This window comes from Paenibacillus sp. SAF-068, assembly GCF_051967555.1.
Lineage (GTDB): Bacteria > Bacillota > Bacilli > Paenibacillales > Paenibacillaceae > Paenibacillus.
Genome location: NZ_JBQCJX010000001.1, coordinates 1,850,223 through 1,875,140 on the forward strand (window position 1 = coordinate 1,850,223; position 24,918 = coordinate 1,875,140).

The 24,918-nt window shown below is 46.5% G+C and carries 15 protein-coding genes and 1 riboswitch; of the genes, 11 read left to right on the forward strand and 4 right to left on the reverse strand.

Translation table 11 applies throughout. The features are described 5' to 3' along the window. The first annotated feature begins 167 nt into the window (after positions 1–167). Positions 168–887, forward strand: a complete 720-nt coding sequence (locus tag ACTHPG_RS08250; RefSeq protein ID WP_440390179.1) for a YebC/PmpR family DNA-binding transcriptional regulator — start codon at positions 168–170, stop codon at positions 885–887. A 76-nt stretch (positions 888–963) separates the two neighbouring features. Here the strand turns inward: ACTHPG_RS08250 and ACTHPG_RS08255 are convergent, their stop codons facing one another. The 4 genes from ACTHPG_RS08255 to ACTHPG_RS08270 form a co-directional block, all read right to left on the reverse strand. Beyond that, complete coding sequence (locus ACTHPG_RS08255) at positions 964–1,470, reverse strand: DMT family transporter (protein ID WP_440388635.1); 507 nt, start codon at positions 1,468–1,470, stop codon at positions 964–966. A 14-nt stretch (positions 1,471–1,484) separates the two neighbouring features. Next, positions 1,485–2,183 carry a Crp/Fnr family transcriptional regulator gene (locus tag ACTHPG_RS08260; RefSeq protein WP_440388636.1) on the reverse strand — a complete coding sequence of 233 codons (699 nt, stop codon included), beginning with the start codon at positions 2,181–2,183 and terminating at the stop codon, positions 1,485–1,487. A gap of 43 nt (positions 2,184–2,226) precedes the next feature. Next, on the reverse strand, positions 2,227–2,652 hold the full coding sequence (locus ACTHPG_RS08265) for a DMT family transporter (protein ID WP_017688761.1): 426 nt from the start codon (positions 2,650–2,652) through the stop codon (positions 2,227–2,229). A gap of 487 nt (positions 2,653–3,139) precedes the next feature. Next, the gene (locus tag ACTHPG_RS08270) at positions 3,140–3,937 is read right to left on the reverse strand and encodes a Nif3-like dinuclear metal center hexameric protein (RefSeq protein WP_440388637.1); all 798 of its coding nucleotides are present in this window, start codon (positions 3,935–3,937) and stop codon (positions 3,140–3,142) included. A gap of 402 nt (positions 3,938–4,339) precedes the next feature. Here ACTHPG_RS08270 and ACTHPG_RS08275 point away from each other — a divergent pair, with 402 nt between their 5' ends. The 10 genes from ACTHPG_RS08275 to treR all read left to right on the forward strand — a co-directional run bounded on the left by ACTHPG_RS08275 (position 4,340) and on the right by treR (position 24,782). Further along, a complete protein-coding gene (locus ACTHPG_RS08275; RefSeq protein WP_440388639.1) occupies positions 4,340–4,936 on the forward strand; it encodes a biliverdin-producing heme oxygenase in 597 nt (198 codons plus the stop codon). A gap of 229 nt (positions 4,937–5,165) precedes the next feature. Further along, positions 5,166–7,706, forward strand: a complete 2,541-nt coding sequence (locus ACTHPG_RS08280) for a diguanylate cyclase domain-containing protein (RefSeq protein WP_440388640.1) — start codon at positions 5,166–5,168, stop codon at positions 7,704–7,706. 201 nt (positions 7,707–7,907) lie between these two features. Continuing rightward, complete coding sequence (locus tag ACTHPG_RS08285) at positions 7,908–9,485, forward strand: TerB N-terminal domain-containing protein (RefSeq protein ID WP_440388641.1); 1,578 nt, start codon at positions 7,908–7,910, stop codon at positions 9,483–9,485. A 6-nt stretch (positions 9,486–9,491) separates the two neighbouring features. Continuing rightward, positions 9,492–10,835, forward strand: coding sequence for an ATP-binding protein (locus tag ACTHPG_RS08290; protein WP_440388642.1), 1,344 nt, complete (start codon positions 9,492–9,494; stop codon positions 10,833–10,835). Next, a complete protein-coding gene (locus ACTHPG_RS08295) occupies positions 10,832–13,051 on the forward strand; it encodes a DEAD/DEAH box helicase (protein ID WP_440388643.1) in 2,220 nt (739 codons plus the stop codon). Before ACTHPG_RS08290 ends, ACTHPG_RS08295 begins: the two co-directional genes overlap by 4 nt. Positions 13,052–13,127: 76 nt before the next feature. After that, positions 13,128–13,238, forward strand: a riboswitch (purine riboswitch). Between the two features lie 106 nt (positions 13,239–13,344). Further along, on the forward strand, positions 13,345–14,304 hold the full coding sequence (locus ACTHPG_RS08300; RefSeq protein ID WP_440388645.1) for an EamA family transporter: 960 nt from the start codon (positions 13,345–13,347) through the stop codon (positions 14,302–14,304). 437 nt (positions 14,305–14,741) lie between these two features. Beyond that, positions 14,742–15,167 carry a cupredoxin domain-containing protein gene (locus ACTHPG_RS08305; protein WP_017688751.1) on the forward strand — a complete coding sequence of 142 codons (426 nt, stop codon included), beginning with the start codon at positions 14,742–14,744 and terminating at the stop codon, positions 15,165–15,167. Between the two features lie 96 nt (positions 15,168–15,263). After that, the gene (locus ACTHPG_RS08310; protein ID WP_440388647.1) at positions 15,264–16,286 is read left to right on the forward strand and encodes an SDR family oxidoreductase; all 1,023 of its coding nucleotides are present in this window, start codon (positions 15,264–15,266) and stop codon (positions 16,284–16,286) included. A 155-nt stretch (positions 16,287–16,441) separates the two neighbouring features. Then, positions 16,442–23,944 (forward strand): fibronectin type III domain-containing protein, encoded by a 7,503-nt coding sequence (locus ACTHPG_RS08315; protein ID WP_440388649.1) that lies wholly within the window; start codon positions 16,442–16,444, stop codon positions 23,942–23,944. 127 nt (positions 23,945–24,071) lie between these two features. Then, on the forward strand, positions 24,072–24,782 hold the full coding sequence (treR, locus tag ACTHPG_RS08320; RefSeq protein WP_440388651.1) for a trehalose operon repressor: 711 nt from the start codon (positions 24,072–24,074) through the stop codon (positions 24,780–24,782). Positions 24,783–24,918 lie beyond the last annotated feature (136 nt).

A 24,918-nucleotide genomic window follows, 5' to 3' on the forward strand; every position in this document is an offset into this window, starting at 1 on the left:
CTGAGAGATTTATGAGAGGATAAACTGAGGCTAATCTTCGAATGGGGTTGAATAATCACCGCAGTTACTCCCATTATTTCGTGGGTATTAACTTGTTGAAGTACGTACAACAAGATATAATGACATAGTAGAAAGCAGATTACATGTTGAAAGTGAGCGGAAACGATATGGGTCGTAAGTGGAATAATATCAAGGAAAAGAAAGCTTCAAAAGATGCAAACACGAGCCGGGTCTATGCTAAATTCGGCGTTGAGATCTATGTGGCTGCCAAGAAGGGCGAACCGGACCCGGAAGCGAACCGTGCACTGAAAGTCGTGCTGGAACGTGCCAAAACGTATAATGTACCCAAAGCCATTATTGATCGTGCAATGGAAAAAGCAAAAGGCAGCGGGGATGAGAACTATGAAGAGCTGCGTTACGAAGGCTTCGGACCGAACGGTGCGATGGTCATCGTTGATGCACTTACCAACAACGTCAATCGTACAGCACCGGAAGTACGTTCTGCGTTTAACAAAAACGCTGGTAACATGGGTGTCAGCGGTTCTGTTGCTTACATGTTTGATCCTACAGCGGTTATCGGTGTAGAAGGCAAGAACTCCGAAGAAGTACTGGAAATTCTGCTTGAAGCTGACGTAGATGTACGAGATATTGTGGATGAAGACGAAGCTGTGATTGTATATGCAGAACCGGATCAATTCCACGCTGTACAGGAAGCATTCAAAGCTGCCGGAGTTACCGAGTTCACTGTAGCCGAGCTGACGATGCTTGCACAGAACCATATTGAACTTCCAGAGGATTCACAAGCTCAGTTCGAGAAACTGATTGATGCGCTTGAAGACCTTGAAGATGTTCAACAGGTCTACCATAACGTAGAGTTTGCAGAGTAAGCTGTACGTTACGTGGCTTGAAAAAAAGAGTGTCTATCCAATCAGCGGGATTGGAAGACACTCTTTTTTTGTTATTTTAGGAGTTGGATTGCAGGGAGCGGGGAGACTTGTCAGATGTATCTGACGGATCTGATTTATCCGATTTAGCCCCACCGAACTTGAATAACACAATTCCGCCGACAATAACAAGCACACCAAGCAGTTGATTCCACGAGAAAGGAATTTGCTCCAGACCCAGCCACCCCATGGAATCGAATAGGAGTGCAAAGCTCAGTTGGGATGTCAGCACGATCGAGATGGCATATGTGGGGCCAAGCAGCTTCATGCCTTGTACGAGACAGAAGACTACACCAACGCCGATGGCTCCACTGAGCCAATACCAGGGTTGCATATGATGGAAACTAAATGTATTTTTTCCCTCCACGAGCAGAGAGATGAGGAATGAAGCAATGAATCCAGTGAACAGCACCAGTGTTGTTGTGGACCATGAACCGGTGCGCTCATTGACTTTGCTATTAAAAATCGTTTGCAGACTGACCAGTGCACCTGCCAAGAGTGCAAGCGAAATGCCTGTGATTAACATGGTTGTCGGACTCCTTATTCATAAATGTTGTGACCTGCTATTTCGCGTAGACCCGCACGGTCCTTAATCATAATCAATCCCTGATGTCGTTCAATCAATTCGTCTGCACACAGTTTCTGGATCACCCGGTTGAGATGCCGATAACTGGTGCCGATCAGATTCGCGATGTCGGTCAGATTGAACGCGTCCAGTTCTTCATGAACCACATTGCCTGCCTCTTCTGTCGAGATGGAGAGCAGGTAGCTGGCCAGACGAACCTCTACCGGGTACATGAGGTTGAAATTGGAGAAGTTCGAGTCAATATAGAATTTGTGTGAGATAATTTTGAGCAAAAACTTAAGTAAAGGTGCATAATCGCCGGCAAGCTCAGCGAGCCATTGATAGTGAATGCGAAGCATAATAACAGGCGATACAGCCTGAACCGTATTGACAATATCGCTTTCACGGACATACTCTATGTCTCCGACGACTTCAAGCGGTGTTTTAAAGCAAAGCACCAGCGTTTTATCCTGAGCGGAGGTGGTAAAAATCTTGATTTTACCCTCGACCAGCACGTATAAATATTCGGAGACTTCCCCTTCACGACAGATCAGTTCACACTTTTCGAAGTGGCATATCGACATATGTGGGCGAAGGGGCTCATAAAATACCTTTTCGAGTTGATATTGTTTCAGATAATGTAATAATTGTTGCTCATCATGAATTTCTTCCACGTGGTTGTTCACCCCCGAAAATGTGTCCCAATCGTTCTCATAACTATAGTTTCATAATGATGACACCTGTGATCATCAAGGCAATGCCAAGAAATTGTGGCAGTTTCATCTTTTGTTTCACCACGCCGAACCATCCATTACTATCCACCAGAAAAGTCAGGAACAGCTGAGCAATGAGCAGGGCCGAGATCGTGAACGTAACCCCAATTTGCTGGATGGCCGTCACTTCACTGAAAATAATGACAGCGCCAAAAGCACCTCCAGCCAGGTACATGGGTTTTACTTGTTTGAGTCCTTGAAGGTTGGTGTCTCTAACGAACATGAGGATCAGCGCAGCTAATATGAATCCTGTCAGTTGTGTAATCGTAGCGGCCTGCCATGTGCCCATGTCGGTGCTAATCCGAGTATTGGCAACACCTTGGAGCGTGATACACGCGCCGCCCAGTAATGCAAAAATAATTCCTCTCATATGTACGCTCCTTATTCAATCACTTCGACTTCTATTTAATGATAAACTCGCCCCAAACGCCAAGGACAAATGTCCTGAGCTTTGAAGTCACAGCATTTAGAGTACAACAAAGAACCCTGAAAAACCAGATGGGGCGTGAAGAAATGCGCGGCAAATGTGCTCAGTACACTTTTTACATAATCTCTAACGAACCCGTAAGACCTTATTGTATTGATTTGTCTGAATTGAGAGCTCTAACGAACCTTAGCAACGTTAATTGGGCTCAGGCAGGTAGGAATGGGGGGAAAGGTGGGAAAACGAAGGAATAGTGTGTCTACAATTCGTTACTTTTGAAAATCGGTAAATATGAAGCGAGAGTCTGCCGACTCGACCCCGGAACATAGAACAGATGTACAGCTCCAGGGTACGCTGGGCAATGAGATTTTGAATTAATTAGCTAGATTCCTCTCGATACCAATTCAGTCCATACTAACCATCAATAGTATGCTCAGATCACAGTGTACACAGGCCGCTCGCCTACAAAATGAACGGACAGTTCTGTAAATTGTTTTGCCAACCTGTCTGCCAAAAGCTTCATCCCTGATGCCTCGCTTTCGGCATGTCCCAACATGATGAGTGCTTTGGACTTGCCTTGTTGCACGGCATCACGGATATATTCCGGTGTCTCCCATTCAAATCCTTCTCCGGCTATAATGAGATCCAATTGTTTGTTCTGAATCAGGGGAATCGTCACAGGGCCATTGCCACGAAAACCTACCAATACCGCTGCACGTTTACAGACTAAATCGGCATTACCTGCGACGCGTACATAATCGATCCCAAGGCAGTTTTTCACATGGTGAGCAATAGCTTGCACACTCTGTCCTTCCGGCAATGTAATGATGTCTGCTTCCGGTTGTTGTTGCTCCACATAAGAGGACCACCCCAAGGCCTGTATCAGTCCTTCGGTAATACCATCCGGTTGGAAGCGATGGATGATATCATGACAGCGATAGATGGAAATGCCTGCTTCGTCAATTAACTTCCTTTTGTCCATGTAAACAGGATCACTTGCGAGCCAGTCCGTATGGCTATGATGATTATAAAAGGGAGATTCATGCGCAATAATCAGATTGGCGCCATGTTTGATGGCTTGTTCAATGACATAATGTGTCGGCATAAAAGCAAGGATAATACCTGTGACCTTACGATCAAGTGAGCCCGTAATAAGCTGATCAACCGTATTTTCCGGCAATTCAATGTGATCTGTGAGATGAAGTACGATGTCTTGAACAGTAATGTTCATAGGGGGCATTCCTCCAATAACAGGATATAACGCTAGTGTACCATGTTGACATCTCAAAGACAGATTCAACCATGAAAACAATTTCCAAGGAAAAAATGATTAGGGTTAAACTTATGCATTCGGATGTAAAGTGAGGTCATTTTACGTTTTTCGGTTAATATTGGTAGATAGAGCCACCAAGTTAGTTAAGATAACAACGAAAGTGTGTAATGACTGTATACAGATGTTGGATTCATGTAGTTTTCTCTAACAAGAATAAGTATACTTACGTAGAGTCTTTGTCTGCGTTAAATGGAGCTGATTGCAGCGCAAGTCGTTTCTATTTTATAAAAACAGGAGATTCAATTGCGGATAAGCATGAATTTGCATATACAGAACAGATTATGAAAGGGGATAACTACGATGACAGCAACAACGATTATGGAACGTCTGAAGAGCGAGACAGCTCACTACCACAGACAAGTAGAACAGAACCCTTATGCGAAAGCCATTATGAATCAAACTGTGACTATAGAAGAATATAGAACATATTTAGAGAAATTTTATGGATTCCTCAAACCGCTGGAAGACCAGGCTGTACAGCAGCCTTTCTGGGGGAGTACGGGATTGGATATCGAGATTAGAGGCAAGGCTGGACTGCTGGAGAAAGATCTGCACAATCTGGGTGCAAGTGAAGAGAAAATTAGCCAACTTCCGCTCTGTAAAGAACTGCCGGATATTACGACACCTGCCCGTTTGTTTGGATACCTGTATGTCATTGAGGGGTCCACGAACGGTGGACAGATTATGACTAAACGTTTGTCGCAGTTCCTGCCGATTGAAGCGGATCGTGGATTGGAATATTTCAACGCCTATGGCTCAGAGACAAGAACCAGATGGAGCGAGTTTATGACTTTGCTGCAACAGTCCATCAGCAGTCCAGAAGATCATGACAACATGGTGCACAGTGCATCAGAGACATTCCGACTGCTGGATCAATGGATTAATACGGACAAGTAATTAAAAGAAATCTATATAAGTTGAACTAATCATTTACACCTAACGGAGAGGACAGAAAAAACCTGGAAAAGCGAAGCGTTCGCCTTTATAACCGGATTTTTCCTTTAGAAAAGGGAATCGATAAAATCTGGGGATAACAGCGATTGGAAGGTTATTCTGTCATCGTAGTGCAATGTAAATAATCATTATTTCAACTTATATAACATCATGAGAGGGGATTTTTCTGGCCATGGCCGAACCGAAGTCCAAGAAAGAACAAAATATGTTGAACCGCACATTGCTTCATCAGGGAACATACACAAATGATCCGATAGATTTGAATAACTGTGATAAAGAACCGATTCATATCCCCGGCTTTATTCAACCTCATGGTGTTCTTTTGGCCATCAATACCAGTCTTACGCCAACCATTGTTCAGTGTAGTCAAAATACGGAGGACCATCTGGGCATTGCCTATGAGGATGTTCTGGACATGCCTTTGGAGAACCTGATTGGCGAGCAAGAAGTAAGCAAACTGTTGGGCAGCAGTTTCAATGCGGATGTAACTTCTGATTTGCATTATATGAATCTAACTATTCGAGTGTCCGGCGAAGACCGGATTTTCTCCTCTGTTCTTCATGAAAGTGAAGGTCTGCTTATTCTGGAGATCGAGCCTTATTATGAAAAGGAAGATATGGAGACCACTGACTTTGAGTGGATATCCAGATTCTTTGGCCGGATCAAAAGTACAGACAGTCGCGTGGAAGCGAGTCAGATCGCTGCTGAACAGGTGAAGGAAATGCTCGGTTATGACCGGGTTATGATCTACGAGTTTGACGAGCAATGGAATGGTAAAGTAATTGCTGAAGCGCGTGAACAAGAACTCGAACCATTCCTGGGACATCACTACCCTGCTTCCGATATTCCCAAGCAGGCTCGCGAATTATATCTTCGTAATTGGTTGCGCACCATTGTGAATGTCAATTATAAACCTGTGGAAATTGTGCCTACATTACAACCGCTCACTAACAAACCGCTAAATTTGAGTCTTTCGGTTCTGCGTAGCGTATCTCCTCTTCACATTGAATATTTGCAGAATATGGGTGTAGGTGCGACCGTTACAATCTCGCTCATTCATAATAATCAACTGTGGGGACTCATTACATGCCATCATTATTCGGCAAGATATGTACCCCATCGTGTTCGAAATCTCTGTAATTTCCTTGGAGCTTTTTTCTCCAATGAATTGTTCCAGCGCCAGCAGTTGGATGATTATCAATCGGAGATACAGTCCCGTGAAGCCGCTTCACGAATCGCCAACATTTTTATCGGAAACACAAGCCCTGCACGTGTCCTCGAGGAATTGCAGGAAGAAGGAGAGACCGTATTAAAACTGATGGGTGCTACAGGAGCGGCAATCTGTTACCAGGACAAGCTGTTATTGTATGGTGAAACCCCGAACAGCGGACAGATTCGTGAACTGGCAGGTTGGCTTGCCGGAAAGGCAGAGGATTACAGTTATTATACTTCCAAACTGAGTTTGGAGTATGAAAGTTCCAAAGCTTATCAGGATAAGGCTTCCGGGGTTATTTATGTCGCCATTTCGCCTGGACAGCATAACTACATGCTCTGGTTCCGACCAGAGGTCGTCAAGATTGTGGATTGGGCGGGTGACCCAGCCAAAGCGGTGCTCAAGACGGATGACGGCATGCGAATGTCCCCTCGTAAATCATTTGAAAAATGGCGTGAGGTTGTGAAGGGAAGTTCATACCCTTGGACTACCAAAGAGCTGAGTGTGTTACCTTTACTCAAAACCATTGTACGTCGGCAGACAGAAAACCAACTGGCTCAGGCAGAGGAGCAGGCGTTGCAGAACGCACGTATTTTGCGACAAAATGAACAGCGTTATCTGCAATTAATGGATTACTCGCCCGTGGCATTCTTTACTCTGACAGACAGTCAGATCATCTATTGTAATACGAAGGCTGCTGAATTGCTTGGATTTGAAAGTTCCAAAAACCTGATGGGTAAAGACTTCCAAGAATTAATACCAGACCAAACGAGAGTTACGTTGCAACAGAGCTTTGAGGAATTGGAGCACAACAACACGAGTTTGATTACCAGCCAGTCCTATTTCACAACAGCGGGGGGCTCCTCATTGTTGCTTGAGATAACACTTGCTTCTGTTACACATGCAGGTAAACCTTCTGTAATGGTGCTACTGCACAGTGGAGCTTCTCACCATGAGCAAAACCATTACTCTGAAACGGCAAGTCAACTGCAGAACTATCTAACCACAGATCCATTAACGGATATGCCGATTCAGACGGTATTCAAGTCGCAGCTCCAGGATGACTGGGATGACTGTATGCAGAATGAATGCACGCTGGGATTGCTTATCATAGATATTGATGATTTCCGTTCGTATAATGCAGCATACGGTCTTCAGGGTGGCGACTTGTGTCTGCAATGGATCGGTGAAGTGCTTACCGTAGTTAGCGAACAACATGAAGCCCAGATTTCCCGTCTTCGTGGTGGAACATTCATGCTGAAGCTGAAGAGCACAACATCTGAATATGCTGCAGAACTTGCGGAAGAGATTCGACAGCATGTTCTGGCACTTCAGATTCAACGGGAATTATTAGGCCAAAGTGGAGTCGTTACGGTTAGTGTTGGAGCTGCAGTGTTGGTACCAGATGAACGGAATGATGTGTCCGACCTGATTGAAGAAGCGAGTCGCGCGCTCGCTCAAGCGAAAAGTGAAGGGAAGAATCGTGCAGTTGTTGGTTGATTAAGCCTAAGCAGCGTTCGTTTGACCAAGATTTGATGAATAGCAGTTAATAGACTGGATGAAAGAGGGCAGCGATGCCTTCTTTTTTTGTGCTCAGGAATGTCTAAATTTCGTCACCGCGGACACAGGACAAGTGATATAATGATCCCTATGGATACACCTGTTCGTATTCTGTCTTGGAGGAGGATGAGATAACGTTTTATGAAAGACGATTCAAGACAACTGGAATTTATGGAGATAGATCTGAGTGAAAAAGCGGAGGCAGCTGCAGTTCCTGTTCCTGATCGTTCAACCATTGCGCAGTCTGCTCATAATACAATGCAGCATCGTGGAGGCGTATTGTCCTCGGAGGCGAGTTTTGTGGAGGAAGCAAAGCGGTGGGCAGATGTGGAGGGGGAAGTCTCTCCCTGGATACCCTTCATGAGTTATTGGCCAACGTATGGTGTGATGAGCGAAGCCCAGCGCAAGTGGTATTTGTATTGGAGGAAGGAAGTACGGCAGGGGAGATACCCGGATACCGATCTGTCCTATCTATTTGTTCATATCTATGAGTTAATTAACGGCATTGGCTGGCAGAATTCTCAGGAGGGGTATGATCAATTAAAACAGCTATGGGTGAACTACCGTGAACGGCTCCCTCAATTAAATATATATATGCAAGAGTGGATGGTCGATTATGTGTTGGTCCATGAGATGGAGAGGTCATTATCCGAGATTATGGACCTTTCGGGCGGATATTTGCCAGCAGAGATGCTGGATATGGAGCTGCAACGTATTTTACAGAATAAAGTCTCGGAAATTTCACTGAATATGCTGCAAAGATACTATGATTACGATATTACACTCAGTAAGTTCTATAGAGATGGCGGCAAAGAAGTGATGGAGCAATATATCCCACGGGTCATGGCCTTGGTTCAATCGTACCTGGAACGTACGCGGCAAGTTGGACTGTTGCCAGAGTTTCAACCCAACGAAGAACGTACGGTGGAGCGCGTCCTGTTTCGCAAAGCAGTCTACGATGATTCCATCTATGGAAGATCGGTATCGTTCAGATATATGCCTGTAGGTGAACAGGCTGAATTTGTGCAGATGGTTACCCGGATCTATCGATGTACTGAAAATAAACTTCGTGAACTGCTTGGATTCAGAGGCCGATTGCGAGGACAGACACTTGAACCCGAACTTGCCAATCTGATTGAACGTTACCTGGACAAAGCCTATGCAGTCGAGCAGGCTGAGACTGTGGAACAACCGATGATCCGTATTGATACGGAGAAATTGGCATCGTTACAGCTGGAAAGTGAGTATGTGCGCTTGGCACTTACAATTGAGGAGAATTACGTTTCTGAAGTGAAGGATGACGAGGTTAACAACGCAGATATTACAAGTAATCCAGTAGATGCGCTACATGCCAGGGATGAGAGCACTACAACTGGGGTTTCCATGGATACAGATCCATCCATAGTAGAGATTGCAACATCAGCACCACCAGGATTGATAAGTTTGCAGTGGGACGAGATTGCTGAGGCTGATTTGGATGCGGAATGGCTACTTTTTGCCAAGGAACTATCCCCTCAGCAGGTGCAAGCGATTCATGCTCTTCTTGGAGAAAATCCTGATACTGAGCTGATACGTCTGGCTGAACAATATGGAACGATGCCTGCACTTCTGCTGGATGAGATTAATGATGTAGCTATGGAAACGATCGGTGATCTTCTGATTGATGGTGACCGGATTGTTCCTGATTATATAGATGTGTTCGAACATGTGAAGAGGTGATACGCAGTGACAGAACTTAAAATACCGAAGCGGCTGACCACCGCACTTGTAAATTCATTGACAGCTGGTGTTGTCCCGCGCATAGGACTGGAGCAGATTGCAGTTGGTAGGAAACCGGAAGTGGAAGCCATCTTGCGGGATATGGACAATATCGCTGAGGGAGGCGCAGCGTTTAAACTCATTACGGGTCGTTACGGCAGCGGTAAAAGCTTTCTTTTGCAGATGATTCGTAACTATGCGATGGATCGGGATTTTGTTGTGGCAGATGCCGATCTTTCACCAGAGCGTCGATTGGTGGGAACCAAAGGCCAGGGACTTGCCACTTACCGCGAACTGATGACTCGTCTGTCTACACGCACACGCCCGGATGGGGGAGCGTTGGAGCCGATTTTGCAAAAATGGATCGCAGGGCTGCAACAATCCACGATGCAGAGTCAGAACTTGCGCCCGGATGATCCCGCTCTGCCGCTTGAGGTAGAGAAACAGATTTATGCGGTGACGGGGGAAATGCAGAATCTGGTTCACGGCTTTGATTTTGCCAAAGTACTGGCGTCATACTGGAACGGGTACAAGCTCGCTGATGATGATCGCAAACAGGCGGCTCTACGCTGGCTTCGAGGAGAATTTGCTACCAAAACGGAAGCGAAAAAAGAACTGGCTGTTGGCGTTATCATTGACGATGACAACTGGTATGACTACTTCAAATTGTGGTCTGAATTCACAGCGCGCATTGGTTACAAAGGATTGCTGTTGTTCATTGATGAGGCGGTGAATCTGTACAAAATTACAAACAGTGTCTCCCGTCAAAGCAACTATGAGAAATTGCTGACCATGTTTAATGATACAATGCAGGGCAAGGCAGAGCATCTGGGCATATTTGTAGGTGGTACGCCGCAATTTGTGGAGGATGAACGGCGCGGACTATACAGCTATGAAGCGCTTCGCTCCAGGCTTATTGATGGTCGTTATGCAGCCAAAGCGTATGCAAATTATACGGGTCCGATCCTGAAGCTTGCGATGTTATCGCATGAAGAGATTCTGATACTGCTTCAGAAGCTGCGGCAGATTCATGCATTGCATTTTGGATACAGCGCAAGTCTGACGGATGAACAATTGGTTGATTTTATGCAAACGGCGGTGAACCGACTGGGTGCGGATGAGTTGCTGACCACGCGTGAAGTGGTACGAGACTTTATGGATGTACTGCATACGCTCCACCAGAATCCCGAAGTGACTTATACTCAATTACTTGGTGAGCGGGCTGCCAAACCTCAGGAAACGGGCAAAGGGGCGGATGCTTCCGCAAATTCGGATGATCTGGACGACTTTCTGGCCGAGTTTGAATTATGAGTGATAATCCATTCTATCGGCTGGCGCCATTCGTGCAGGAATTTATTTATAAAAAAAGATGGGAATCGCTTCGGCCTGCTCAGATCGAGGCCTGCAATATCTGTTTTCATACCCCGCATCATATGCTGATTGCGGCAGGCACGGCCTCCGGCAAAACGGAGGCGGCTTTTTTTCCTGCATTGACCGAGCTGCATGAACGGCCTTCCAAATCAGTGGGCATTTTGTACATCGGACCTCTGAAAGCCCTGATTAACGACCAATTCGAACGTCTTAAGGATCTGTTAACCGAAGGAAATATTCCGGTTTGGCATTGGCATGGGGATGTGCCTCAGGCGGAGAAAACAAAACTGATGAAAAATCCGTCCGGTGTGCTTCAGATTACGCCAGAATCGCTGGAAGGTCTGCTCATGAATCGACCGAATGCGATCCCGGCGCTGTTTCATGATCTGCGCTATGTCATCATTGATGAGGTACATGCCTTCATGGGAGCGGATCGGGGGATTCAAGTACTCAGCGAGCTTGCCAGAATCGAGCGTATGGCTGGCTGTGCACCTCGAAGAGTTGGCTTATCCGCTACACTGAGTGACTATGATGCAGCTACATCCTGGCTTGCTGCCGGAACACAGCAGGGAGTGGATGTGGTCTCTTCTCCGGGTGGTCGCAAGCTGCGACTGCGGGTGGAACATTTCTCTTTTCCAGATGCGCAGGATGAGGAGCAGGCGGAGCAGCTTCATAACGCACGCAAAGCGTACTACGACTTCATTTATGAGAGCACACATCGTAAAAAAGCGTTAATCTTCACCAACAGCCGTACCGACGCCGAGGTCACTATACTTGAGATGCGGCGGGTCGCGGCTCGCAGGCAAGAGCGTGATGTGTTCCATGTGCATCATGGAAGTATCTCCGCCATGCTGAGGGAGGAAACGGAAGCTGCCCTGCGCACCGGATCAGGTCCCGCGGTTGCTGCGGCAACGGTCACGCTTGAACTGGGTATCGATCTGGGCGAACTGGAGCGTGTGGTTCAGCTCGGTGCACCGTATAGTGCGTCCAGTTTTGTACAGCGTCTGGGACGTTCGGGGAGACGAGAGGACATGGCATCGGAGATGCTTTTTGTATGTCCGGAGGAAGAGGATGAGGAAGCCCAATTGCCAGCACGTATGCCGTGGACGTTGATGCGTGCGATTGCTGTTATCGAACTATATGTAAAAACAAAGTGGGTCGAGCCGCTTGAAGCTCGTAAAATGCCCATAGGTGTGCTCTACCATCAGACGATGAGTATGTTGAAAAGTATGGGGGAGGCTGAGCCGAGAGAACTTGCGGAAGCTATCCTTTCGATAGCCCCCTTTGCGTTGATTAGACCTGATCAATATCAGGTTTTCCTGAATTACCTCATTGAGACGGATCATCTGCAATGGACAGAGGATCGAACATTGATCATCGGTCTGACTGGTGAGAAAATCGTGAATAATTATCGCTTCTACGCGGTGTTTAAGGACGATGAGGAACATAAAGTGCTGAACGGTTCCGAAGAAATTGGTTCGATTACAACCGTTCCCCCGCCTGGCTATTGCTTCTCGCTTGCAGGCAAACTGTGGAAAGTGGAAGAGGTCGATCACAAGCACAAGGCTGTGTATGTGAAATCTGCGAAAGGTAAAGTGGATACGTTATGGCTTGGAGCGGGCGGAGACATTCACACAACGGTGGTACAGAAGATGCGTGAGGTATTATCCGATTCGGTCATTTATCCGTATCTGTCTCCACAGGCCGTCAATCGACTTGAACGGGCGCGCCGCCTAGCTCGTGAAAGCGGACTGTTGAAGCAGGTTGTCATTCCGGCAGGGGGAGATTCGATGTATGTTCTTCCTTGGGTGGGAAGTAAATCATTCCGTACATTGGAGCGCCTGATGAAGCATAATCTGTCCAAGAAACTTGCCTTGCGGTCCGTTGTGCCCATGGAGCCATATTATTTTGTAGTGTCTGGAAAGGTCGATGAACGAACCTTGTTAGCCGAGATTATGAGTGAGTGTCGCACGGCTGAAGATGCATCTGCGCTACTGGCTGAAGAGGAAGCACCTTATCTGGGCAAGTATGATGAATTTGTCGCGCCGCCTTTGATCCGTGAAGCTTTTGCTGTGGATGGGCTGGATCTGGAAGGGTTGAAAGCAGGTTTGCGGCAAACATTGGAGTGGGATTCCTCGGGCTCTAATCATACATGACGTTTTTTATGCGGAATAGGGTTGACACCATCTCACCTCCCATGTAATATATGAAAAGTCGTCACACACGAATTACATCAAATTGCATATATCATTTCGTATAACCTCGCAGGCCGAAAGTGTACACAGGGCGAGGGTCTCTACGGGAAGCCTATACTTCCTAACTACGATGCCAAGGAATTCATTTATTCCTTGCTCGTAGTTAGGATTTTTTGCATTTGTATGGTGTCTGTGACCTTGGCATGATCAAATATGCAGGCTTATTTTTCTTATCATCAGGAGGTTTATTCACAATGAAATATTATCTGTCCGTTCTCGCGGGAGCGATGAGCTATGGCATATTATCCACGATTGTGGTTCTGGCGTACGGCGAAGGCTATAAACTTGGAGAGGTTGTGGGAACACAGCTGATCACGGGTTTTCTTCTATCCTGGATGCTGGCGCTATACACAAGATTTAGAACTAAACGCCAGTCACAGGCAAATGGCAAAGCGTCAGGAGCCGTGGCACAGGTATTCAAGAGATTGACGTGGAAACAACGTCTGTTATTGATGGCTGCCGGAACACCAACGGTAATTACAGGTCTCGTGTATTATCAGTCTTTGCGTTACATCCCGGCTTCACTTGCCATTATCCTGCTGTTCCAGTTCACATGGATTAGCGTATTGATACAGGCGATAAGCAAACGTCAACGTCCAGACAAAGTCACGTTCCTGACGTTGATCATTCTGTTTGGCGGAACCTTGCTGGCAGCAGGTTTCCTGGAACAAGGATTGGGTGAGTTTAACGGTCTGGGTATCGCTCTTGGACTAATGGCAGCCGTAAGTTACTCGCTGTTTGTATTGTTCAGCGGCAAAGCGGTTCCTTCAGCCCATCCGGCCTTCCGCAGTGCTTGGATGGTTACAGGCGGATTGATCCTGCTGTGCATTCTGTTCCCGCCAACATTCCTCTTTAACGGCTTGATCTGGAGCCAGTTGCTCGTATTTGGATTACTACTTGGATTCTTCGGAGCATTTATTCCACCGGTGCTGTTCGCTATCGGCGTTCCGCATATTGGAGGCGACATGGCCGGAATTCTGGGTGCAGTGGAGCTTCCAATTGCAGTACTGCTATCCTCTATCGTGCTTCATGAGCATGTCAGCGGATTGCAATGGATTGGAGTTATCATTGTACTTATCGGTGTAGCCCTGCCAGAGTTGTATAAATTACGCATGAGACGAAGTCGAAGTCGAAGTAAACCAATCTATTCCTGATCCAGACGAAAAGGGATATGGCGGAGCATGAACGGGAATAACCGAAGTAAAGCCTGAGAAATCAGGCTTTTTTTATTGAAATATTCTAGATAAATTGAACTAAACATTTACACGAACGGAGAGGACAGAAATAACCTGAAGAAGCGAAGCTAAAAGCTTTCTGAAAGAAAGCTGCATCGGAAGCATATACTGCGCCTTTATTCCCGGATTTTACCATTTGAAAATGGAAATCAAAAAATCTGGGGATAGCAGTGATCGGAAGGTTGTTCTGTCATCGGAGTGTCCAGTGTAAATATTTTTTAGTTCAATTTATATTGCTCAACCACAATAGCCCAGAGGGGTCATTTTCATTGTCATGCGAATCAGGTATGCTTATAGAATACATCCATCCGTCTGTTGATTGAATATGGATGGGACATCGAATGAGGAGTGTTTAGATGAAAAGCTGGTTTGGAAAGACATGGCCCTGGTTGACGCTGGGTCTGACCGTTGTTGTATTGCTTGGATCATTTTTAGTTTATTTTATGGGCAAAGATGTATCCCCGGGATCGGGAAGTGCGGTAACTGCACAAGCCGAGACTCCGGAGGATCTGAAGGGATATGAAGTCATTGATGTGGACGTAAGCAACGATGGTTTTGGACCAGACGTTATTGAGGTGAAAGCTGGCGTACCGACCAAAATCAACTTTATTCTGACACGGTCGGTGACACATGTGAAATCAGTCGGATCACAGAAGCTGGGTATGGATCTATACATGCAAAAGGGACCCAATTATTATACGGTCGACAAAGATCTGCCCAAGGGAGAATACGAAATTCACTGTGGTATGTACATGATATACGCAACGATTAAGGTCGTATAAGCAGAAGGAGCATGGTTTCGGTTTACCGAGCTTTGCTCCTTTATTTGGTGCGTGATATCATGGGAAAGTGGGTAAATTCGATCAGGAGGTGGCGACATGAAAGCGTTATTTATTGGAGGGACAGGCACCATCAGTACGGCCATTACGGAGATGCTTGCGCAGCAAGGCTGTGAACTGTATTTGATTAATCGAGGCAATCATAACCATGACTTACCTAAGGAAATCAACGTACTTCAAGCGGACATTAATGACGAGGCACGTGTAGCGGAACTGATCGCTGATCTGGAATTTGACGTTGTTGCAGACTTTATCGCCTTTGTACCGTCTCAATTGGAGAGAGATTACCGTTTATTTAAGAATAAAACGAAGCAGTTTATTTTTATAAGTTCAGCATCAGCGTATCAGACACCTTTGGCTGATTACCGGATCACGGAAGGAACGCCATTATCGAATCCATTCTGGGAGTATTCGCGCAACAAGATTGCCTGTGAAGACTATCTGATGAAACAATATCGTGAACATGGATTTCCGGTGACCATTGTGCGTCCGAGCCATACGTATGGCGACAAATCGGTACCTCTCGGTGTTCATGGTGCTCAAGGCAGCTGGCAGGTTCTCAAACGCATACGTGAAGGCAAACCCGTTATCATCCATGGAGATGGTACCTCACTGTGGACCATTACTCACAATACTGATTTTGCCAAAGGTTTTATCGGGCTTATGGGCAACATCCATGCAATTGGTGAATCTGTACATATCACCTCGGACGAATCCGTCACCTGGAATCAGATTCATGAGATTATTGCCAGCGTGTTGGGAGTTAAGCTTCACGCCGTACATGTACCCTCCGAGTTCTTGGCAGCATGCAGTGACCAGGATCTTCGCGGCGGATTGCTGGGAGACAAAGCCAATACGGTGGTGTTTGACAACAGCAAGCTGAAACGGCTTGTTCCGGAATTTGTAGCAACGACAAGAGCCGATCAGGGCATACGAAGTACGATTGAGTACATTCTGGCGCATCCTGAATTACAGACCGAAGATCCGGAATTTGATGGTTGGTGTGACAAGGTCGTTGGCGCATTGGACGAAGCGTTATTAAAGATCAGAGATGAGAAATGAGAAGTAAGGCGTTCGTGATCAAGTGTTTACATTTATGAGCTGAATCGTTATAATCAAGAAAAAATGACACTTGTTAGGGGAGGCACCCCAACTTAGGACATCGTTCCTTTGTTGGGGTGCCTCCCTTTTTTGTGTGCCAAAAAGGAGAGCAGACGTTGAAGAAATCAGGAAAACGTGTGAAGAAACAAGCGGAACAGCTAACCAAGGTGGTACTGGCATTTGCGTTATTATCGCCTCAAGCCCTGTTGCTTGAATGGAGCGCAACCCCGGTAATGGCGGAAACGCTTGAAACGATCGGGATTGTATCCGATACGTCCAGTATGAAGGCGGTACAGTCTTCCAAGGTGAAAGTGGAGATGAACAGTGACGGTAAATACAGAATTGTGTTATTGCCAAACACGAATGTATTTTACGGCGGCGATACCGGGAACGTGTCCACCATTATAGACCACAACGGTTCTCCCGTGAATTTCAAATCATTGCCACTTAATTATTACCGAATTAACAATAATGTGATTGAAATGTCCCGGCAAAAGGACAATGTGGAATATATTTTGCGTGTATCTATCGTTAATGCTACCTCACAAGGCGGGTACATGAAGGTTGAGCTTGAAGCCATCAACCGTAGCGGAACGGAACTGAATTTGGGTGGAACATTTTATTGGGATACGATGGTGAATGGCAATGATGCTTCTCCGTTTGAAGTCATCGAGAATGGATGGCGTAATTACAGCGGCGGTGTTCAGGTCACAGCTTTTTATGCCAATACCTACAACGTAGTAAATGCAGATCGCATATATATGGGGCAGTACAGCAGTCCAGATAGCGCCCAACTCACAGGAGGGTCTTCACCTTCAGCGTTTACTCCAGGCCAGACCGTTACGGCGAGTGATACAGCTGCACAATTTTGGTGGGACGCCAAGGCAACAGCGAATCAGGCTTCACGCAAATTTTCAACCATTGTGGGGATTGGCCCCAAAAATGCGCCACCTTCATTTACTTTAACAGCCCCCTCTTCGGGTCAAACCTATTACAAAGGCGAGCAACTTCAGATCTCTGGTACTACACGAGATACGGATGTAGGTGACCTGCTGACTGTGAAATGGTCCATTGATGGTGGGGCCGAGAATATTCTGACACAGATGACCGCAACGGGTTCTAATCAGTCTTTCAATACCAATTACACCTTGCCTGACACCCTGCCAGATGGCACACACGCATTGCAAGTATGGGTCATGGATGATAAAGGTGGGGTTTCCTCAGCAGGGACCGTTAACTTTACGGTAAGAAGTTTTGTTGTGCCCGGAACGCCGACATATACATTGGTTAATTCTAATAACTTGACGGTGAATTGGGATAAGAAGGCGAATGACGCATCCGTTACGTATGAACTGAAGAACATGACGACGAATCAGATTGTGGACACAGGGACATCAAACAGTCGGCAGGTGACTGGACTCACACCGAATACCAGTTATACTTTTGCCGTACGGGCCAAAAACTCAAGTGGTTCCTATACGGGTTACTCCAGTCCAGCTTCCAAGTATACACTGGCTAATCCACCTGCTGCTGCGGCTGTGACACAATCAGGCAACTCTGTTACAGCGAGCTGGAATAATAACAGCAACCCTGCGGGCACCCAATACAAAACGGAAATACGCAATCAAGGAGGTCAAGTCCTTGCAACGGGAACAACAACTTCGACACGTACAGCGTTTGCCCTGACCGGACTCGCGGACGGAAAATATGAAGTATTTGTGGCAGCACTGAATGGAGAAGGAATACAGACTCCATATATATCCGCTGGAGAGATGATGAAAGATACGACGGGCCCAACTGCTCCTTCTGTTACACTCACGCCATCCTCATGGACCAAGGAAGATGTTCTCGTCACGGTTGAAGAGGGAAAGGATACCTTGAGCGGAACTCAAAAGACGGAAGTGAAAGTCGGTCAGGCAGGAGAATGGCGTGAATACAATACTCCGTTTACCGTAAGCAGTGAAGGCAACACAACGGTTATGTCACGCAGTATTGATGCGTTTGGTAATACAGGACAGGAAACGGCTGTGACAGCCAGGGTAGATCGGACGGCACCAACGCCACCTGTTATCTCGATGAATCCGCCCGAGTGGACAAAAGCGGCAGTAATCGTGACATTAACGGAAGGTACGGACGCAGCAAGTGGTATTGGTCTGACGCAATATAAGCTGGGAGGCGAGGGTGAATGGATCGACTACAGAACCCCTTTTACACTCAGTGAGGAAGGGGTAACCAAGATTTATGCACGAAGTATAGATCAGGCTGCCAATGTCAGTGCTTCGACTTCGGCAACAGCAAGAATTGATAAGACTGGGCCTGAGCAACCAACGATTACATTAGGTGAAGAGAATTGGACGAATCAGGATGTAACTTTTGTAATAACCAGTGGTGAAGATGCAGGCAGCGGGCTTGCCAAAAGCCAATATCGACTGAGCGAAGAAGGTCCCTGGATCGATTACACGGGCGAAGTGAAGGTTACCAATGAGGGAGAAACAATCGTATATGCACGCTCACTTGACCATGTAGGCAATAAAAGCACGGTCGCTCAGGCTACGGTTCGAATCGACACGACAGCGCCAACCGAGCCAGTAATTAGTTTAAGTTCTGCTGGATGGAGTAAAGAACATGTGGAATTCACAATCGCTGGTAGTGTAGATGAACGAGCGATATCCTATGAATACAGCATGAATGATGGTCCGTATATGACAGGAAATAAAGGTACAGTAAGTAGAAATGGAGCTACCATCATTCGGGCCCGAGCAAGGGATACTGTTGGCAATGTGAGCAAGGAAGTCAGTCGAATCGCCTATGTGGATCAGATGGAGCCAACCATTACATTTGCTCCGAACGGACATGACTGGACAGACATGGACATGTCCACTACCATCCAATATGCCGATGCTCACTCAGGCATTCAGGAACGGGAACGATTCTATCAAGTTACGAATAGTGCAGAATCACCGGATCATTGGCTTGAGGCTCGCTCTGACGAGCATAAAATATCCATCGAATCGGAAGGCATATGGTACATCCATGCCAAAACTATGGACATAGCAGGTAATACATATGAGACAACATCATCACCTTACCGTATTCAACGCAAGCCTGAGCAACCGAGTCATGTGAGAATGTCACAGATCAGTGAGACATCAGCTGAACTTACAGTGGATTTGCCAACGGGGGAAAGGTACACCGATGGATATCAGTATGAGATAACGAATAAAACAACAGGACAGTCATGGGCACTCGATTATCCTACCCACACTATAATCGATCACTCCCTGAGCGGTGGTCAGGTTTATGAATATGAAGTTAGAGTGAGAAACCATACCGGAGTAAGTGATGCAGTAATCGCTCAAGTATTAACGATCCCGGCAGCTCCCGGAACGTTGCACGTTCGGAAAGTAGATTCACAGCCCGATTTGGCCGAAATTCAGTTTGATTCAGTAAGGGGAGCCGATGCTTACCGCATCATTGCGACAACTTCAGATGGTGCCACCGTGTTTGATCAGACGGTAACTGATCCTGGTAGCCTTCCCTATGTCAGCAATCTCGTTCCAGGAACCATTCATAACATCTCGGTAACGGCAATGAATGAAAGCGGATCAGGTGGTAGCAGTAGAACCGGATTCCTCACACTGCCTGCAATGCCCGGGGAGTTTATGGCCGTTCAAATTAAGGAGCATGATATTTCGTTAAAATGGGAGACAGTGACTTCTGCAACGTATTATGGTCTTTCACGTGATGGAACAGCCATATATGAAGGAGAGCAGACGGAGTATCTGGATTCGGGTCTGGATAGCGGAACGGAGTACAGTTATGCGTTAATTGCCGGTAATGAGACAGGACCAGGGCCGTTGGCAGAAATACCTCAGCTCAAGACTTTACCTGGGCAAGTGTTCGGCTTACAGGTATCAGATGCTTCCACAGCGAGCCTTCATCTGAATTGGGAAGCAGTCCGGGGAGCTGATCGCTATGAGTTATGGTTGAATGGAGAGAAGACTGGAACGGTTCCTGCCGGAACCCAAGAATGGGTCTTTGCGGGACTGAGTTCAGGAACCTCTTATCAACTGGATGTACAAGCAGTGAACGGGAGTGGACAAGGTATACGAAGCTCAGTATCAGGAACAACACTACCAGAGAGCCCGTCGGGACTTCACGTTGTTCAAGTCACTGAACAGGGAGCGATCTTGAGCTGGGAACCTGTTAATGGGGCAACGAAATATCAGGTGGTTATTGATGGACAGAGCCATGAGATATCAGATACACAACTCATCGTGCAGCATCTGTCAAGCAGTCGTGAGTATACCTATGAAGTACAGGCAGGCAATGCCGCCGGGTACGGTGCATCCACCAATAGTACGATTCTTACGCTACCCAGCAGTCCGGAAGGATTGAATGTGACATGGACTGGTGAAACAAGCATGGGGCTTGCATGGCAAGCTGTAGATACGGCGAATCTTTATATTGTGAAAATCAATGGAACAGAAGTGGGCAGAACATCAGGACTGACCTATACGGCGGAGGGATTGTTGCCAGGTACAGAGTACACGTTGGAAGTTCAGGCTGGGAATACTTCTGGTTCAGGTGGGAGAGCGCAACTCATCCAATTGTCCAAACCTATGTCGCCTGATGAAGTATTCGTTGATTCAGAAGTACATCGTGCATACGTTTCCTGGTCTGTTGTGGAGGGGGCCGCTGAATATGTGATTGAGCAGAATGGCAAGGAGATCTATAGAGGCATGGAGAATGAAGCAACAATTACAGGGCTTCAGGATGGGACGTGGCATCACTATCAACTATTGGCGGTCAACAGACAGGGGACTCGTTCTGAAGTGACGGATGTATCCCTGCTGACTTTGCCTGAGAAACCCGTTAAGGTTGTAGTATATGATGTGGCAAAAAACAGCCTGGGTCTGGATTTCAGTAACACTGGTGTCCAAGGAGCGGATCATTACGTCATTGAACGGGATAGAAGAGAGATCGCTCAGATGGATTCAAGTGAAACCCAATTCGTAGACAAGGGTCTGTCACCAGGAACGAAATACACTTATGTAATTCGGGCAGTCAATGCGAGTGGAACGAGTGGACCGCTTACTTTCAGTGTAATGACTCAAACGTTGCCATTGATTGCAGAAAGTATAACAGTGAAAGCCGGAACACATGCGGTGGATCTGGCTTGGGATGTTGTTAAGGGAGCGGCTGCATATGAGATTCGTAATCCGGTAATGGGAGATGTACAGAGCGTCTCTGAACCGTCTGTACATCTCAATAGCATGCTGGATGGCACAGCGTATGAATTCGAACTCGTCGCGATTAATGAAGATGGTCATCGGTCAGAGTCTATTCAGATTCAGGTTTTAACGAAACCTGTATCACCTCAGACGGCAGGCATAACATACATCACAGATCAGACTGCGGTGTTGGATCTGACTGGAAGCTCTACACGGGGAGCAGAGCAATTGATCATTATGCGGGATGGTGTTGAAGTTGCTAGGATTCCAACAGATCAAACTTCATTTGAAGATCACGGACTCACACCGGGAGAGTATTACACCTATACCATCAAAACCTCGAACGCAACGGGTCAGAGTGATTCCGGTTTCGAAGTTTATTTGCGGACGTTGCCTGCGACCATGAATGAACCTTTACATGCAAGCATGATTGGGGAAAAAGAGGGGACGATCTCTTGGCCGAAAGTACAAGGTGCGGAGGGATTTACCATACGTATTGGCGATCAAATCTTCGCCACGATTGAGGATGGTGATATCACAGAGGTGAAGTTAACTCACCTGGAGAGTGCAACCCGATTTGATCAGGTACAGATTATTCCTTATAATACGGCTGGCTCAGGAAGCCCGATGACTGTGACTCCTTTTTACACCTTGCCACATGTTGATTCACTGGAAATGAAAATAGTTCCGGAGACAGATCATGCCAAACTGGAATGGGACTTCCCTTATGTGAACGAAACTTTCGTTATATTGCTGGATGGTATAGAAGTATACCTCGGCACACAAAAAGAGTTTATCGTTGATCAACTGGATGCCGGCAAGCAGTACGGGATTGAGATCTACACAGAGAATGATCAGGGAGATGCATCGGAGAAGCTGGCGTATGCTGTCCTGACCAAGCCAGTAGCTCCTGTAAAAGTGGAATATCATTCGGCGAAGGACCACATTCGTCTTTTGTTGGAAGAGAGCCGAGTCGTAGGTGCCGAGCAGTTCATCATTGAGCGGGACGGTGTGGAGGTTGCTCGTGTTCCTGCAGACGAATTGTTCTATGACGACAAGGAACTTGAACCGGGTGTGAACTATATCTATACAGTCAAGACCATGAACGCCTCGGGCAGTAGTGATGGTGGTTATTACCTTCATGCAATGACTTTGCCAGGTAATGCTGCTTCACTTCCTGTAGTCGAGGGACGTTCAATATATGGTGCGGACATTATATGGGAACTGATTCCAGGTGCTGCGGGTTATCGAGTCTATCGAAATGAAGAGCTTGTGGGAACGACCACGGAGACATCCATACATGTGTCTGAATTGAATAGTGCAGAGCGCTATACTGACTTTGCCATCATCCCATTCAATGACGCAGGGGAGGGTGAGGCTCTACAGGTTCCGGAATTCGAGACATTACCTTCCGGTGATCTGACAGTTGCAGCTGTAGTGCAAGGCACAAGTACGATTAAACTAACTTGGGAACTGGATTCAATGAATGAAGTGTTTGTGATCACGCATAAAGATCGGGAGATCTATCGTGGCACACAGCGCAGTTATGTATGGACAGGACTAAACGCCGAGCAGCATTATGAGGTGGAAGTATGGACGGAGAATTCAGAGGGTGAAAAAAGCGAAAGCAAACGGGCAGCCGCCATGACTTTTCCGTATCCATCCACCGCCTGGAGCGGTGGCGGTGCAACCCCGAGTCCAAACGGTACATCGGAACAAGGCGATGAGTTGAGTTCACAACCTGAACCGACCAAGCAACCTGATTTACCTGCGAAAAAAAATATCAAATTTATTGATATCAGCCAAACATTCAATAAGGACCAGATTACCTGGCTGGCGGAACAAAATATTATTCAAGGTGTAAGTGAAACTCACTTCGAACCACGCCGTCCGATCACACGTGCAGAGTTTACCGCATTGATCGTGCGTTTGATGGGGGTGGACACAACGGTTAATCAACAGCATGGATTCCAGGATGTGAACGATGAAGATTGGTTCGCTCCTGAGATTAAGGCAGCCGTTCATCATGAGATGGTTCAGGGTATGGGGCACGGGAAATTCGCTCCACATGCGCTAGTGACAAGGGAACAGGCGTCCAAAATTATAGCGAATGTGGTCCGTAAAATACGACCGGAACCGCTGACTTCCCCAAAAGCGTTTACCGACCAGACTGATGTATCCGATTGGGCCAAAGAAGAAGTGCAGGAACTTGCGGGTTTGTACATGATTACAGGATATGAAGACGGCAGTTTCCGCCCCATGCAGCACTTAAGCAGATCCGAAGCTGCAGCGCTGATCTTCCGCTTAAATAAGCTCATTCAAGTCATGGATGAGAACCGTACAGACCAAATGGATAGAGTCTCGGCGTTTGATCGTCATATCTAGACTGATTCGAATCTTGCATGTGGTACTTCAATCATGCCCAGTAATGAAATTACCGCCCGAATGGTTTTTAATGCTATAATAGGTTGCCAATATGATAAAAAAGGGTAATGAACAATGGTGATGAATAATGAATAATAAATTTATCCGGATATATGAAGATATTGCAGATCGTATTCGGACCGGAGAGATTGAGGCAGGGACGCTACTTCAATCGGAACTGGATCTATCGGAAAGTTATCAAACGTCTCGAGAGACTATTCGCAAAGCACTGAAAATGTTGTACGAAGAAGGTTATATTCAGAAGATTCAAGGCAAGGGATCGATTGTACTGGACATACGCAAGATCGATTTTCCCATCTCAGGTCTGGTTAGCTTCAAGGAATTAGCCAAAAAAATGGGTCATCGCGCTCAAACGTATGTGAAGATTTTCGAGGAGCAACAGGTCGATCAGACGTTGCACAAGAAAATTAACTTTGGTCTGAATGAACAGGTCTGGGAGATCAGACGTGTACGCAAAGTGGATGGAGAGCATGTCATACTGGACAAAGATTACATTAGCCAGCGGCTTGTTCCTGGGCTCAGCAAAGAGATCTGTAATGATTCCATCTATGAGTACATTGAGCAAGAGCTGGGGCTTTCCATTTCGTTTGCCAAAAAAGAGATTTTGGTGGAAGAACCTACCGCTGAGGACAGGGAACTGCTTGACCTTGATGGGTTCCATAATGTAGTTGTGGTGAGAAGCCAGGTGTATCTGGAGGATGCCAGCCAATTTCAGTATACGGAGTCGAGGCATCGACCGGACAAGTTCAGATTTGTGGATTTTGCACGCCGTAGATGAGTTAATCAAGATTGATCAGAGAGTACCTTTCACTGTATTATTCGGTGGAAAGGTACTCTCTTTGGTTATGGGGTAATCCGAAGATCGTCCATCAAGAACCGCTTAATGTCAATGTTCTTCCTGCATTTCGGAGCGT

Excerpts from the sequence above, each read along its gene's own strand:
- ACTHPG_RS08250 (WP_440390179.1), top strand. The coding sequence starts at position 168 with ATGGGTCGTAAGTGGAATAATATCAAGGAAAAGAAAGCTTCAAAAGAT.
- ACTHPG_RS08255 (WP_440388635.1), bottom strand. The coding sequence starts at position 1,470 with ATGTTAATCACAGGCATTTCGCTTGCACTCTTGGCAGGTGCACTGGTC.
- ACTHPG_RS08265 (WP_017688761.1), bottom strand. The coding sequence starts at position 2,652 with ATGAGAGGAATTATTTTTGCATTACTGGGCGGCGCGTGTATCACGCTC.
- ACTHPG_RS08270 (WP_440388637.1), bottom strand. The coding sequence starts at position 3,937 with ATGAACATTACTGTTCAAGACATCGTACTTCATCTCACAGATCACATT.
- ACTHPG_RS08275 (WP_440388639.1), top strand. The coding sequence starts at position 4,340 with ATGACAGCAACAACGATTATGGAACGTCTGAAGAGCGAGACAGCTCAC.
- ACTHPG_RS08280 (WP_440388640.1), top strand. The coding sequence starts at position 5,166 with ATGGCCGAACCGAAGTCCAAGAAAGAACAAAATATGTTGAACCGCACA.
- ACTHPG_RS08285 (WP_440388641.1), top strand. The coding sequence starts at position 7,908 with ATGAAAGACGATTCAAGACAACTGGAATTTATGGAGATAGATCTGAGT.
- ACTHPG_RS08295 (WP_440388643.1), top strand. The coding sequence starts at position 10,832 with ATGAGTGATAATCCATTCTATCGGCTGGCGCCATTCGTGCAGGAATTT.
- ACTHPG_RS08300 (WP_440388645.1), top strand. The coding sequence starts at position 13,345 with ATGAAATATTATCTGTCCGTTCTCGCGGGAGCGATGAGCTATGGCATA.
- ACTHPG_RS08305 (WP_017688751.1), top strand. The coding sequence starts at position 14,742 with ATGAAAAGCTGGTTTGGAAAGACATGGCCCTGGTTGACGCTGGGTCTG.
- ACTHPG_RS08310 (WP_440388647.1), top strand. The coding sequence starts at position 15,264 with ATGAAAGCGTTATTTATTGGAGGGACAGGCACCATCAGTACGGCCATT.
- treR (WP_440388651.1), top strand. The coding sequence starts at position 24,072 with ATGAATAATAAATTTATCCGGATATATGAAGATATTGCAGATCGTATT.